The organism is Phaeodactylibacter sp. (assembly GCF_022763345.1).
Taxonomy (GTDB): Bacteria; Bacteroidota; Bacteroidia; order Chitinophagales; family Saprospiraceae; genus Phaeodactylibacter.
On sequence record NZ_JALEGS010000086.1, the window covers coordinates 1 to 14608 of the forward strand.

The 14608-nt window shown below is 52.1% G+C and carries 11 protein-coding genes and 1 pseudogene; 5 read left to right on the forward strand and 7 right to left on the reverse strand.

Going from position 1 to position 14608, the window contains the following annotated elements; translation table 11 throughout:
- The 6 genes and pseudogenes from MRY86_RS22040 to rpe form a co-directional block, all read right to left on the reverse strand.
- A pseudogene (locus MRY86_RS22040) lies at positions 1–184 on the reverse strand (Rpn family recombination-promoting nuclease/putative transposase); the annotation flags it as partial.
- Positions 185–261: 77 nt separating this feature from the next.
- Complete coding sequence (locus tag MRY86_RS22045; protein ID WP_293565862.1) at positions 262–1194, reverse strand: aldose 1-epimerase; 933 nt, start codon at positions 1192–1194, stop codon at positions 262–264.
- Between the two features lie 20 nt (positions 1195–1214).
- On the reverse strand, positions 1215–2858 hold the full coding sequence (gene treF / locus MRY86_RS22050; RefSeq protein ID WP_293565864.1) for an alpha,alpha-trehalase TreF: 1644 nt from the start codon (positions 2856–2858) through the stop codon (positions 1215–1217).
- 19 nt (positions 2859–2877) lie between these two features.
- Positions 2878–3045, reverse strand: coding sequence for a hypothetical protein (locus MRY86_RS22055; protein WP_160213783.1), 168 nt, complete (start codon positions 3043–3045; stop codon positions 2878–2880).
- Positions 3046–3052: 7 nt separating this feature from the next.
- Complete coding sequence (locus MRY86_RS22060) at positions 3053–5596, reverse strand: carboxypeptidase-like regulatory domain-containing protein (protein WP_293565870.1); 2544 nt, start codon at positions 5594–5596, stop codon at positions 3053–3055.
- Positions 5597–5679: 83 nt separating this feature from the next.
- Complete coding sequence (gene rpe, locus MRY86_RS22065) at positions 5680–6354, reverse strand: ribulose-phosphate 3-epimerase (protein ID WP_293565872.1); 675 nt, start codon at positions 6352–6354, stop codon at positions 5680–5682.
- Positions 6355–7569: 1215 nt separating this feature from the next.
- Here rpe and MRY86_RS22070 point away from each other — a divergent pair.
- Positions 7570–9027 (forward strand): hypothetical protein, encoded by a 1458-nt coding sequence (locus MRY86_RS22070; protein WP_293565874.1) that lies wholly within the window; start codon positions 7570–7572, stop codon positions 9025–9027.
- Positions 8966–10552, forward strand: coding sequence for a family 10 glycosylhydrolase (locus tag MRY86_RS22075; protein WP_293571949.1), 1587 nt, complete (start codon positions 8966–8968; stop codon positions 10550–10552). Before MRY86_RS22070 ends, MRY86_RS22075 begins: the two co-directional genes overlap by 62 nt.
- Here the strand turns inward: MRY86_RS22075 and MRY86_RS22080 are convergent.
- Positions 10542–11063, reverse strand: a complete 522-nt coding sequence (locus MRY86_RS22080; RefSeq protein ID WP_293565255.1) for an O-acetyl-ADP-ribose deacetylase — start codon at positions 11061–11063, stop codon at positions 10542–10544. The two genes, MRY86_RS22075 and MRY86_RS22080, sit on opposite strands and share 11 nt — an antisense overlap.
- A gap of 177 nt (positions 11064–11240) precedes the next feature.
- Here MRY86_RS22080 and MRY86_RS22085 point away from each other — a divergent pair, with 177 nt between their 5' ends.
- The 3 genes from MRY86_RS22085 to egtD all read left to right on the forward strand — a co-directional run bounded on the left by MRY86_RS22085 (position 11241) and on the right by egtD (position 14606).
- Positions 11241–12131, forward strand: a complete 891-nt coding sequence (locus MRY86_RS22085) for a hypothetical protein (protein ID WP_293565253.1) — start codon at positions 11241–11243, stop codon at positions 12129–12131.
- Between the two features lie 190 nt (positions 12132–12321).
- Entirely contained in the window at positions 12322–13599 is a 1278-nt protein-coding gene (gene egtB, locus MRY86_RS22090; protein ID WP_293565251.1) for an ergothioneine biosynthesis protein EgtB, read from the forward strand.
- Positions 13600–13625: 26 nt separating this feature from the next.
- Positions 13626–14606 carry an L-histidine N(alpha)-methyltransferase gene (gene egtD, locus MRY86_RS22095; RefSeq protein WP_293565249.1) on the forward strand — a complete coding sequence of 327 codons (981 nt, stop codon included), beginning with the start codon at positions 13626–13628 and terminating at the stop codon, positions 14604–14606.
- Positions 14607–14608 lie beyond the last annotated feature (2 nt).

The window sequence follows — 14608 nt, forward strand, 5'->3', positions numbered from 1 at the left end:
CGCTGAAAAGCTTTAAATTGGGGCGCATAGACTGCGTATTCTGCTGCTGAAGCGTACTGAGGTCCGCAATACCGGCAATTTCCGGATAGAAATGCTGGAGATAAGCTTTGACCACTTCCGGGTCGCTCATGGCCGACTTGAAAAAGCGGTCGTCCGGCTGATGGATTTTTGGTTTTGAGGGCATAATCATACAGAGTGTGCGTATGCCCCTAAATATACAAAATGTTTTCAAAAATTAGAATAAAAAACAAAAAACCAACACTACACCTTTTTATCTACCCCGAATACCGCAGCGCGGCGCTCCCCTGATTCGACACGTATCAGTCCTTCTCCATTATTGAAAGCATCGATATTGCAAGTCATCGGCTCAATAGCCAGGCAGGTGCGGTGTGGAGGCGTAAAAAGCTGAACGTAAGGGAACCCCCTCTCCCCCACTTCCTGCCAGTAACGGAGCTGCTGATCGGCATGCGTAAGTACAATCTCAATGCGCCCTTCCTGCTGCTGCAGGGCGAAGCAGTTATCCAGCACTTCGCTGCCGATGCGGCGGGGCTGTGAGAAAGTGGTGTACTCGTAGCGTTTGCCCGTGGGGATCATTGCCGCATTCACACCAATCATCTCACAGGGAGGAAGGTGCAGGTGATGATTGGCAAGGTCATCAGAAAGCCGGAAGTAAGGGTGCCAGCCCATGCCGAAGGGCAATGCAGAGGCTCCGGTATTCTCTACAGATAACTCGACCTCCAATGCACCGGACCGAAGGGTGAAAGCAGCTTCAAAACGGAAGGGGAAAGGATAATACTCTAATGCCCCGTCATAATCAAACCGGCAACGGACCAGCGCATAATCTGCCGTAGCTTCTGAGCCCGCCACTTCCATCTCCTGCTCGGTACCGAAACCATGCAGCGCGTTGTCAGTGGGCACATCATTGACCGGAAACGCATAGGCCTGCCCGTCCCATTCGTACCGCCCGTTTTTGAGGCGGTTTGGAAAAGGGTAAAGCAGTACATTCTTTGCCCAGCGGTTGATCCCCATCTCACGGGGTGTTTGGTAGGTGTCCAGCACCGACTGTCCATTCAGTTGCAGGTCAATCACACAGGCACCAAATGCCGGTACAAGCTTGAGCTGATGAGCTCCGGTAGTATCCGAAAGCAGGTACGCTTCGTATTCGCCAAAGGCTTCGGTCTTAATTTGAAACATGCTTCCTGTTTTTTGTCAATTTACTGCCCTTCTGTTTCACTTAGCAGGCGCAGCAAAACCCCATTGGTCCAGCCAAAGCCGTCCTGCACCGGGTACTCGCCACCGCCGGCTTCCAGCCCCATGTCCTCCACATTGTACTTTTCCACCATCTTGCCGGTATTTTCGTACACTTTGACGTTCAGGGCGACCCAGTTGTCGCGTACGCGCTGCGCCAGTTCGTCTTCTCCGTAGTTGCGCAGGCCCTTGATGCTCATCCACTGCAGGGGAGCCCAGCCGTTGGGGGCATCCCATTGCTGCCCGTTGTGGGTCAGGGTAGAAACGAGGCCACCATCGCTGAGGAAGTCCCGCTCCAGCACACCAGCTACGTAGGCAGCCTGCTGAGGGGAGGCGATATTAAAAAATAGCGGATACACAGCAGCCAGAGACCGCTGCCCCGTGAAGGCTTGCTGAACAAAATTGTAGTCCTGATAAAAGCTCTCCTGCTCATCCCAGAGGTACTTTTGGATGGCAGCATGGCGCTGATCTGCTTTTTCCTCGTACAGCGCTGCCCGATCGGTCATGCCGTTCAGGGCGTTGGCTTTGGACAGGATGAGCTCCAGGTTGTAAAGCAGCGCATTCAGGTCCACCGGAATGATCTGCGTGGTCTGAACGGTCTCCAGGCGCTCAGGGTCAGCAAACCAGCGGCTGCTGAAGTCCCAGCCGGATTCGCAGGCAGAGCGAAGGTCCCGGTAAACTTGTTCGGCAGGGCGGTCTTCTGCTTTCTCCGCCGTTTCGATATCATCGCGGTGCATCTCCTCCCGGGGATAATCGCCTTCGTCCCAATAGCGGTTGAGGATTTCGCCTTCCGGCAAACGGACGACGTGCTTTACGGCCGGATTTTCGGCACTCGCCTGCTCTTCTCCATTCATCCAGAAAGCATATTCTTTTTCCAGCTGAGGGAGGTAACGCAGGTAGACCGCCTGCTGATCCGTGGACTCCAGTTCCGACTGTGCCAGCAGGTCAACCATAGCGGCAAAAAAAGGCGGCTGGGAACGGGTCAGGAAGTAATCGCGGTTGCCATTGGGAATGAAGCCCACTGTATCAATAAGGTAGGCAAAGTTGTCCAGCATATTGCGGATCATATCGGTTTTGCCGGCAACTTCCAGCCCCAGCATCGTGAAGTAGCTGTCCCAGTAGTAAATTTCGCCGAAGCGACCGCCGGGTACTACATAGGCATTGGGCAGCGGTATGAGCGACCCCATCGTGCTTTGGTTGTCGGGCTCACGGGTCAGCACCGGCCAAAGGGCATTGATGTGCGCTGCCGGGCTGCGGGAAGGGTCTGAGGTAAAGCCGGAGGCGTAATTTTTAGGCAATTCGAAGTGCTCCAGTACAAAAGCCTTGAGCTGAAACTCCGGTTCGTCTTTCATCGCCTCATAGGCTGCAAGAATCTCCTCCGCAGGCTGCTTAGGCGTACAGTCCACGAAGGTTTTGCCATCAGGGAAGACCTTTGCCATTTGAACATCGACAAAAAGCTGCCCCCAACGCTCTGCCGGCGGCAGGAAGGGATGGGCTTCAGCAGCTGACTGTATGGAATTTTGTTCGGCACCAGCCTGTGCATTTTCAGTTTGGCAGGCGGCCAGTGCGAGTAAGGTGCTTAGTGCGGCCAATAGGTATGATTTTTTCATAGGTGGCGGTGGTTTAGGTTTAATCCCGATGTGGATGCTCAATCAGTTCTTCCTGCTCTGTTTTGGTGACTACGGGCATGCCCAGACGGTCTGCCAGTACGTACAGGATAATAGCGGCAACGATAATGAGCCATAGCCAGTCCCAGCGGGACAGTAAACGTCGTTTTTTAGGTTGTTCTTCAGACATAATCGAATCAGAATTCCATCCGCAAGCGGAGGTTGATCCGCCGGGAAGTGAGGTAATTCGGTATAGCGTATTGCTGGTTAAAGATAGTTTTTATCCAGGTATTGCCGGCCTGATTTCGGACCTGCATGAGGTTGAAGACTTCCAGGCTCAGCCAGGTGTTGCGGGTGAAGCTGAGGAAGTGGCTGGGATTTTTCCGGCGCCTCTCCTCATCAAACAGCTGCAGGCTAAAGCCAATATCCACCCGGTGATAGGGCGAAAAGCGGTAGGTATTGCGGAATACCTCGTTGTTGCCCTGCAGGCCAAAAGGCAGGCCGGTGCCTACGGTCAGGTTGAGGTGCATGCGGAAATTCTCGCTGTTGGGCAGATAGTCCTGGAAGAGCATCGACAGGTTCATAAACTGATCAGTGGGGCGGGGCACATCCTCTACCGGCTGCCCTTCTGCCTGCCCGACTTCGCGGATGAGGTGCTGCACGCCATTTAGGCTTTCACGCGCGCGCAGGAAGGAAAGATTTATCCAGGACTCAGCACCCGGCACAAATTCGCCATTCAGGCGCAAGTCGATGCCTGTCACGTAGCCCGTGGCATCATTCTGGCCGGAGTACCGGATGCGGACATTCTCAATCTCATAGGAAACAACGTCCCAAAGGCTCTTATAATAGGCTTCAGTGATGAAGCGGAATTTCTTAGGGTTGCGCTTGCCCAAGTAGAAATCGTAAGTGAAGCCCCCGACAATATGTGCGGACTTTTGTGCCTGCAGATCCGTGTTCACACTACCGTCAAAGCCTCGCATTTCCCGGTAAAACGGGGGCTGATAGTACAAGCCGCCCGCCAGGCGATAGGAAATGTCGCGTTTGCCCGCCAGCGGTTTGTACAGCAGCTGGGCACGGGGCGAGATGAGCAATTCCTGGTTCAAATCCCAGTAGGAAGCCCGCACGCCGGCAGAAATACGCCACTCACCGCGCTCTTCGTCACGATAGGTATAAGTGTCTTGCACAAAGGCGGTGAAACGAGTGCTCACCAGCTCATTTCGGGTCTTAAGGACATTGAACAACAGGACATCCGAAGTGTCGTAGGGCAGGGAATAGCCCGCCGAATCCAGGCGTTCCCACTCGTTGATGCGATCATCGATGAGCTCGTTTTGCACCTTGGCGCTCCATTGTACGAAGTGGCTGGCCGTTACATCGTCTTTGTCAGGATCGAGCTGCAGCTCAATGCCCCCTTTGTGTTGGAAATTGTAGAGTTGAATGTCCAGAAAATTACGGACAAACTGTTGCTGCGTGCCCGTGCCCAGCTCGGCAATCACCTCCCCGAAGTTATCGCTGCCCAGCCCGGTCTCAATTTGGCGCAGGCTGTACCGGCCTATGATGTCGAATCGCTCATTCTCATCACTGCGGAAGGAAGAAGCGAGGAATTTCAGGAAGAAGGGGTTGCGGCTGCGGTCGGGCAGATAGGTCAGGGACAGCCCACCCATTGAGGTGGTGAAATCATCGACCTCCTGCCCATCGAATACGCTGAAAAGCTCCAGGGCAAAGTTGATCAGGCCCAGAGCCGTGCTACGCTCCGTAGGCGTGAAGTTGTACTCTGAGCGGTTGTAGTTGGCCAGCAGGCCGAGCTGCCAGTTGCGGTTGATGTCGTAGGTAATATAGGTCTGAAAGTCGGTAAAATTGGGGATATATTCGCCCTGTACATCCAGGGAGCCGAGGAGGTAACGGGTCGTTTTGTAGCGAGCGCCGAAGAGGTAGCGGAGCTTACGGTAGCTGTCCTTACCCACATTCATACTCCCCTCCACATGCGCAGAGCCGCCCAGGAAACTCAGCCCCAGGGAAGCCCTGAGGCTATCCGGCCGCTTGTACTTGATATCAAGCACAGAGGACAGCTTGTCCCCATATTTGGCTTCAAAGCCGCCGGAAGAGAACGACAGGCTACGGATCAGGTCGATATTGGCAAAAGTCAGGCCCTCCTGCTGCCCGGCGCGGATAAGCTGCGGGCGGTACACTTCGAAGTCATTGATGTAGACCAGGTTTTCATCGTAGTTGCCCCCGCGCACGTTATACTGTGAGCTAAGCTCACCTCCGGTGCCGCCGCTTGCCCCCAGCGCGATGTGCGGCAAGAGGCTTTCAAGGTTACCGGTGGTGGTGGGCAGGAGCTTGAGCTGCTCCACATCTTCGGTGATGATGCCCGCATCCTTGATTTTGCTTTCCCGCACGATGACTTCCACATCAGAATTGATGGGCGGCATTTCCACATCCACCTGCCGGGTCGTCCGGGGCGGCATATTGGCAATTTTGGCTTCGACCTTCTGATAACCAATACGGCTGAAAACCAGGACAAAGTCTTCATTAGCCGGTACGGTAATGCTGTAACGGCCGGTTGTGCTGGTTTCCACCGCTTTGCTCGTTCCGTCAATATACACCGTTACCAGATCTACCGGGGCGTCACTGACCGCATCGGTGACCAAGCCCGTGACTTTGGCCAGGTTAGCCTCCTGCGCAGCAAGCGGCAGGGTAACCATCAGAAAAAGGGCAAAAAGAGACAGTTGAGTATGCTTCATAATACAGTTGTGGAGCAGGATGGTCCCTGCGGGATCGTCAAATCGGGCCTTCTCAAAAGGGAACGCCAGATGGTATTTTTTATTTAGGCGAACCGCTGTATTTCGCCTCCTATGTCTTTCAGGCGCGCTACAGTATCCGCGGGGTCATTGGCTTTGAAGACACTGCTGCCTGCAACCAGTACATCAGCACCAGCTTGCAGGATTTTCTCGGCATTGTGGAGCCCTACCCCACCGTCCACTTCGATAAGTGTTTCGGTGTTGCGTACGGTGATGAGGTCTTTGATCCGCCGGATCTTGGGAATGGTGTTGTAAATGAATTTTTGCCCGCCGAAGCCAGGGTTGACTGACATGACACAGACCAGGTCAGCCAGCTCGATGATGTCTTCCAGACTGCTTGCCGGCGTGTGCGGGTTGATGGCTACCCCTGCTTTGGCACCGGTTGCCTTGATCTGTTGCAGCGTACGGTGCAAATGTGGGGAAGCTTCGAGGTGTACGGTGATGGTATCTGCCCCGGCTTCACGGAACTGCTCCACGTACTTTTCCGGCTCCAGTATCATGAGGTGAACGTCGAGGGGTTTGGTGCAGAGTTGCTTCGCCGCGTCGATGAGCAGCATCCCGAAAGTAATATTGGGCACAAACCGGCCGTCCATTACATCGAGGTGAAGCCAGTCTGCCTGACTATCATTGACCATTTGAATTTCATCAGCAAGGCGGGTGAAATCGGCCGCCAAAAGCGAGGGTGCTATTATGTGGTTCATTGGTTATACGGTTGAGGAAGGCGAATATAGGGACGAATAGGGGAAATGTGGCAATTTAGGATAGAGTACAAAAAAGAAAACCGGCCACAACGGACCGGTTCCAAAAGAGCTTTGAGAGGCTATCTACATACCAAAAGGAGGGTGCCCATTGGCACCCTCAAAAAATTCATGAGATTATAATTGCATTATTCGTGGAACTACAATTGCTTGTAGTGATTCGGCTACTAAAAAGTTGTGGATTATAATTTGTTAGTAGTAAGCCGAATGCTTTTGAGTGTCGTCGTTTAATTATGATTTGTCATCAGCAAGAAGGCTCCTGAAAAAAAGATTATGATTTGTCATTAGCTCAAAAAACAGGTCGTGTTCATGAGATTATAAGTCGTTATCAGGGTTTTGGATCTCGCATTGAAAGCCGTTGCTTCCCGATCACATTACAAAGGTGAAGTAAATTTTGGGGGATGCTAAGTACATTTTTAAATATTACTGTGCTCTAAAACAAACCAATACAAAACACAAACCTTTGATTAACAGATATATAAAACCAAAAACAAAGGCTATCATTCTCAAAAAACGTGCATTTAAGCCTGTATTCCACTTCATTTTTCCTGAGATCTTTTTCGAAAACGTCTATGCGTGTTAACAAAAAGGCCCCCGAATCGGGGGCCTGAGACATTTCGTTCGACTTAATGAATAATGGTTTACTGGCTTTTATACTCAGTTTCAGCAGCTTTTAAGGACTGCTGTTGTGAAGTACACGCTGACTTTAATCCTGGCGTAGTCAGCAGTTGGGTACCGTTGGTAAAGAACGGCATAGACAGGGCGGCCGAAGCGCGCTCCAAATCTTCAAAGGAACATGCTTGTCAGTCAAAATGGCAATAAAGTAGCCAAAGAGCTTGGGTAGAAGCGTACTGAACATAGCGGTCGAAGGGGTAGTAAAGGGGGGGGTGATGATGCCGGGCAGCAAAGGGAACGAAATACCTTTGCGCTCTTTTCCCATCAGTTTTGCCGTTCTTATTTGCGTCGAACTGGCATTAAATTTAAAATAGTGTTTCATTGTGAGTACGCCACAAATATGACATCATTTTATGTATAAAATAAGTACATTTTCGTATATTTCTGACCGAAAAAGACAAACGGCCACCTACCAAAAAACTGATTAGCAACACTTTACCACGAAAGCCCAAAACCAATTCTGTATTTTTTAATTTAAAACCTATGTATCAGAGCCGCCTCGTACAGCACATCCGGGAACTATCTACCAAGAAGCGGGAGCGCTTCCGTCAATTTGTCAGCTCCCCCTACTTCAATCAACACGACCGGACTACCGCCTTGTTGGAGTTCATTCTCAAAAAACTCGATGGGCGGCCAAGTGGGCTATCCAAAGAACGCGCCTATAAAGCGCTTTTCCCCGGTGAAGACTTCAATGAACAGCAGCTGTACAATGTGATGTCTTACCTCAACAAGCTATACTATCGGTTTATGGCAGCTGAATATACCGAAAAACAAAGGTATCAGGAAGCCATCTTCACACTTGAGGAAGCTTTCGACAACCATCAGTTCGATATCATGACGAACCGGGGCAAGCAATTGATGAAAAAGCTGAAGAAGGACCCGGTCCACGACTCCGAGTATTTCCACACCAGCTACCGGCTCAACCACGCTATGGGCTACTACAGCGGCACTTACTTCGACCGGGCTGAGACCAATACCTTTCAAAACATGCTGGACGAGCTCGACAATTATTACATCCTAGAGAAGCTTCGAAACTGCTGCCATCTTACTGCTAACTCCCTCATTCTCAATACCTCTTATAACTTCCGAATGCTAGACGAGCTGCTGGCATACCTGCGGGCTAACTGGCCGGACTTCGAGGGGGAATACTCAATTGTCATGTATTACACGGCCCTTATGAGCATGCTTGAGGAAGATAACCCCGAGCATTATCAGCACATGAAGCGCATGCTGGCAGAGAATATGAAGTCCTTTTCCGAAATCGAAGGGCGTGACCTCTACAGCTTCTCTTATAATTATTGTATCCGGATGATCAATGCCGGGCACCGGGACTATCAGGTAGAATTATTCCAGCTTTACAAGCAGGGCCTCAAACAGGACCTCCTGCTGGACAAGGGCCTGATCTCGGAATGGGACTACAAAAACATTGCAACTCTTGGCGCCCGGCTCAAGGAATTCACCTGGACCGAAAACTTCCTGCAGGAATATCAGGAAAAGCTGCCCACTCACCGGCAGGAGAATGCCTACAATTACAATCTTGGCAACCTGTACTACAATAAAGGTTTATACGAAGATGCCCTTTCCGCACTGCTCCTCGTACAGTTTACAGACGTTAAGTACCACCTGAGCACCACCTTCCTCCTCCTGCGCACCTACTATGCCCTACAGGATACCGAAGCCCTGCTCTCGCTCATTGAAACCTTCCGTATATATGTCATTCGCAACCGCAAGATGACAGTAGAACAGAAGCGTGGCTACACCAATTTCCTCCGCTTTGCCAAAAAGCTGGTCCTTATCAAGCACAGCGCCTCGACCTACTCCCGCAAAGATTTTGAAAAAGAAATTGACGAACTTCGCGACAAAATAGAAAACAGCGAAAATGTCATCAATAAATACTGGCTGCTCGAAGAATGCCAAACCGGCGCTAAAGCAACGGCTTAAACCCACTCTGTTACTGTTCCTGCTAGCCCTGGGAAGTATACTGAACGGGCAGGCAGACCGCCCCCTGAAGCGCGAATTCCGTGGCGTCTGGGTGGCGACGGTCCTCAACCTCGACTACCCCAAGTCTCCCTCTACCTGGCCCACCGCCCATCAGGAGGAGTGGCGCAATTTGCTGGACAAGCTCAAGGCGACTGGATTCAATGCCGTTGTTGCTCAGGTGCGCCCCGCAGCAGATGCTTTTTACCCTTCTGTATATGCCCCATGGTCGGCCTATCTGACCGGGAAGCAGGGCTTGCCGCCCAGCCCGGAGTACGATGTCCTAAAGTTTATGATAGAGGAAGCACATAAACGGGGTATGGACTTCCACGCATGGCTCAACCCTTACCGCGTGAGCATGAACCTGGACACAGCCCAACTCTCGCCCAATCAAGTATTCTATCAGCACCGCGACTGGGTGGTGCCTTATGGCAACCGCTATTACCTCAATCCGGGGCTGCCGCAGGTAAGGCAACACCTGAGTGCCGTAGTTGCTGAGATCGCCAGCCGGTACGATATTGACGGCATCCACTTTGACGACTACTTTTACCCCTACCCGGTGGCCGGTATGCCATTCCCTGACAGCCTGGCCTTCGAGCAATATGGCAATACTCAATTCGACACCATTACAGACTGGAGGCGTTACAATGTCAACCGGCTGATCGAAATGGTCGACTCCACGCTCGAACAGCACGCCCCACAGGCAGAGTTTGGCGTCAGCCCGTTTGGTGTATGGCGTAATCAGGCAGAAGACCCCAGAGGCTCTGCTACTCAGGCCAGCATCGGTGCCTATGATGCCCTCTATGCAGATGCGCTCCACTGGGCGGAAAAAGGCTGGATCGACTACCTGGTGCCGCAGCTCTACTGGCATATTGGCTTTGAAGTCGCAGACCACGCAGAGTTGCAGCGCTGGTGGAGCCGGCACAAAGGAAAAGCCAAGCTTTACATTGGCTATGCCGCCTACAAGGTAGGACGTGATAGGATGGAACAGTGGCTGTTGCCGGATGAATTACCCCGGCAGATACAACTGGGGCGAAGCAACCCCAATATTAATGGCGGCATTTTCTTCCGTGCCGCATCCACGCTTTACGGCGACCTGGGTGTACGCGACAGCCTGCGGGCGGCTTTTGCCACTCCTGCCCTCCTGCCAGAACACCAGTACAAGGAAGCTCCGGTACCCGCTGCCCCCCGGCTCCGAAAGGCCAAAACCCGGCGGGACGGAACGCTGCTCAAATGGAAATTTGGGAAAGGAGACCGCAAAAACCGGCCGCACTATTATGTGGTGTACCGTTTTAAGGACAATCAGCCGGCTGACTTAGATCAACCGGAGCACATCCTCCACCTTACCCGCTTTGGGACGGGTAAGCGACGGCACAAATTTTTGGATACTACTGCAGAGCAGGGGCATAGCTATACATATATTGTTACAGGCATCAACCATACACACCGGGAAGGCCCTCCCAGTAAAAAGGCTGAGGTCAGGCGTTGAGCAAACGGTCATATAAGGTATGGTTTTCCTCATCGAAGCACACCAGCAAAACTTCCTGCAAGGTACTTTCCGGGTAATCATCCCGGTAGGCTTTGATGGCTTGCAGGGCAACTTCCGCTGCTTTTGACTTCGGATAACCATAGACTCCCGTACTGATGTTAGGAAAGGCGATGGATGTCAATTCATACGCCTCCGCCAGTGCCATGCTGTTTTGATAACACCGGTGGAGATACGCTGCCTCATCGCTTCCACCCCCCTGCCATACCGGCCCGACTGTATGAATGACATATTTCGCAGGCAATACCCCTGCTGTCGTGATGACCGCTTCTCCCGTGGGGCACTTCCCCTGCCTGGCCCTAATTTCCCTGCAAGCTTCCAGAATAGCCGGGCCGCCTGCCCGGTGGATGGCACCATCCACCCCTCCTCCTCCCATAAGCGAGGAATTCGCGGCATTAACAATAGCCTCTGCTTCGACCTTTGTTATATCCCCTTTAAGTAATTGGATTTTCATATTCCTGAGTTTCTGAGTGGCACCATATCCAACCCTCCCATTTGTGCTTTTAAACCCATATCTGCCAATTAAAAGCACATCGATTTGCTAAAAAACAGACCATTCTGATTCATTTTGTGCACAAAATAAACCCAAAGCCCTTTCTCTATGTTAAAAATAATAGAAAAAATAAATTATATGGCATTGATTAACAATTGGAAAAAACTAACGAATGAGACGCCAAAAAACCTCGTGAATGCGATGCAGCAGCTCCACCACGCTTCGCAGTGCGTGGCAGCTTTTGGCAACAGCCTAATCCCTAAAGCTTCTGATGACTCCCAATCCAGCCTGAATTGGGTGCCGGATATCCGGGCACTGGCTTCTCAGGAAGTCAACCTGAAGCGACGTGTCCGTTTGGCACTTGTCTATGACAAGTTCGAGCTGCGCATGATTAACGAAAACGAAAACACTATGGGCGTTTTCCCGCTGTCCGGGCAAACCAAAAGCACTGCACTCAGTTTTGTGCGCACGCAGGCAAGGGCCATGGGATTGAGTGGAGAAGATGTACAGCCTATTGACCACTATCAATTGCCAGAACATGACCTCGACAAAGGGGCTCCATTCCTAATGACAGCCCCTGAGGACCACAGAGAGCTTGCCAAATACCGGCATAACGCCAGCCTTGTGCTCCGCGAAATCGCTAAGATGTATGAATACGCCAGTGAGGTGGCCACCTGGCCCCACCATTTTGATACCGCCAGCCTGATTACTGTAAAATTCGATGACACCAGTAATCCGGAGAAAACGGTGGGCATTGGCTTCGCACCTGCGGACAACTTGTGCGACGAGCCCTATTTTTATGTTAACCACTGGACAAAGAAAAGCGACATCAGCTATGATAACTTGCCCAGCCTCCCTGATGGTGGCGTGTGGAAGACTGACACGGACTGGAAAGGAGCTATTCTGAAAGCATCTGCTATTGCTAAGCTTAAGAAAGGTACTGCACAGTACGAACTTACGGATCAGTTTTTGAAGGGTGGTATTGAAGCATCCCTCGAAATACTTGAAGAAACCGCTGTAAAAGCTTAATTTACAGCTGAATTTTTCCCCGAGACGGAAAGAAGGTTCGCACCTCTTCGGAGTGGTGGGCCTTTTTCTTTTCCGGTCTGTGCTGCGGCATTTACCATTTATCCCGGTTTTCGTACCAATCCGCAGGCAGAACCTGCAAACAAACTGCCGCTTTTCGCATTTACAAATGCGTACCCAACTTAACAATTCTATGACCTTGCACGCGACACCTGCCTCAGCAGGCACCCTCCTCGACCGGTACCAGTCTATTCGCCGACAAAGCCTCCATATTTGTGCGCCTCTACAGACAGAGGACTATGTGGCTCAACCCGTACCATTTGTCAGCCCGCCCAAGTGGCACCTCGGCCATACCACCTGGTTTTTTGAGAACTTCATCCTGGCGGAGCAAATGGAAGGTTACCAACTGTTCAATGAAGCGCTGAACTATTGCTTCAACAGCTATTACCAAAGCCAGGGCCCACGGATTTTGCGCGATAAGCGCGGCAACCTGACCCGACCGCCTCTGGAAACCATCAAGGCTTACCGCGAATATGTGGATGAGCATATGGCCCGGTTTCTGGAACAGTATGCACAAGGTGGCCTGCCCGAAGACCTGGCCCTGCTGCTGGAGGTCGGCCTGCAACACGAACAACAGCACCAGGAACTGCTCGTAACGGATATCAAGTACATTTTGGGGCACAACCCCATGCATGAGCCTTATCAGACAGACCGTACACCCGTAACCTCTCCTGAGCCTGCGCCACTGTCTTTCACTCAGGTGAAGGAAGGCGTCTACACCATCGGGCATCAGGGAGAAGGGTTCTCCTGGGACAATGAGCAGGGCGCACATAAAACCTACCTGCACGACTTCGCCATCGCTAACCGGCTGATCACCAACGGAGAGTACATGGCTTTCATGGCCGATGGCGGCTACGAGCACTTCGGGTACTGGCTGGACGATGGCTGGAGCTGGGTACAGAAACAGGAAGTTCACGCCCCCCTCTACTGGTATGAACAAGCGGGCAATTGGTGGCACTACACCATGCAGGGGCTGCAACCGGTAGACCCCAATGCGCCGCTCACGCATATCAACTACTACGAGGCGGATGCCTTTGCCAACTGGAAGGGTATGCGCCTGCCTACGGAGCAAGAGTGGGAAGCCGCCTGCCGCCTACTCTGCCAGGGCATTCCCGAGGAGGCTAACTTTGTGGAATCAGAGCGCTTCCACCCTACTGCCCCGGTCAACAGCCAGGATTTTCAGATGCTGGGCAATACCTGGGAGTGGACCGGTAGTGCCTACCTCCCCTACCCCAACTACCCACGCTTCAAAGGCGCACTGGGCGAGTACAACGGCAAGTTCATGGTCAATCAGATGGTGCTCCGAGGCGGCTCCTGCGCGACCCCGCGTTCGCACATCCGAATGAGCTACCGCAACTTCTTCTACCCGCAGGAACGCTGGCAATTCACCGGGCTGCGCCTGGCTAAATAACACCAAAACCTCAAAAAACCGGACCTATGTCTTCTAATACTGCTTCCACAGCAATCACTACGGCTGAACTTTCCGCATTCGCCCGAGATGTGCTTCACGGGCTATCGAAAACACCTAAGCAGCTGCCCTCCATGTATTTTTACGATGAGCAGGGTGATCAGCTATTCCAGGACATCATGCATATGCCGGAATACTACCTGATGAACTGTGAGCTGAATATTTTTGAGCAGCAAAAAGCCCAAATTCTTGATACGATTGGAATGGAACACTTCCATCTGCTGGAGCTGGGGGCCGGCGACGGGTACAAAACCAGGGTGCTGCTCCGCTATTTCATGGACCAATCGGTCGACTTCGAGTACCAGCCGGTGGATATTTCACCCAATGTATTGCTGGAGCTCGAACAGCGCCTGCGGGAAGAACTACCTAAGCTTAAAGTGCACCCCTTACCCGGCGATTACTTCAAAGTACTGCACGAAGTAAAGGAGACGGACGCCACGCCTAAAGTCGTCCTTTTCCTGGGCGCCAATATCGGCAACTATCCGCAAGAAAGGGCGGCTGCTTTCCTGCGCCACCTGCAAAACGAACTTAACCCCGGTGACAAACTGCTCATTGGCTTTGACCTGAAGAAAGACCCTGATGTCATCCTTAATGCCTACAATGACCCGGCAGGGATCACCGCCGCCTTCAACCTCAATCTTCTGGAGCGCATGAACCGGGAACTGGATGCCAACTTCGACGTGCAGGACTTCCGGCACTGGGAATCTTACGACCCGGTAACCGGAGCCACGCGCAGCTTTTTGGTGAGCAAGAAAGCGCAGCACGTTTTCATCAAAGCCCTCAACCAGTCTTTCCACTTTGATGCCTGGGAGGCCATCAATGTAGAGCTGAGCCAAAAGTACAGCCTGCCGGAAATTGAAAGCCTGGCCCGGGAAGCAGGGTTCCAGGTTGAACAGCACTTCACTGATGATCAGGGCTACTTTGTAGACAGCCTTTGGTGCAAGGTTTAGGC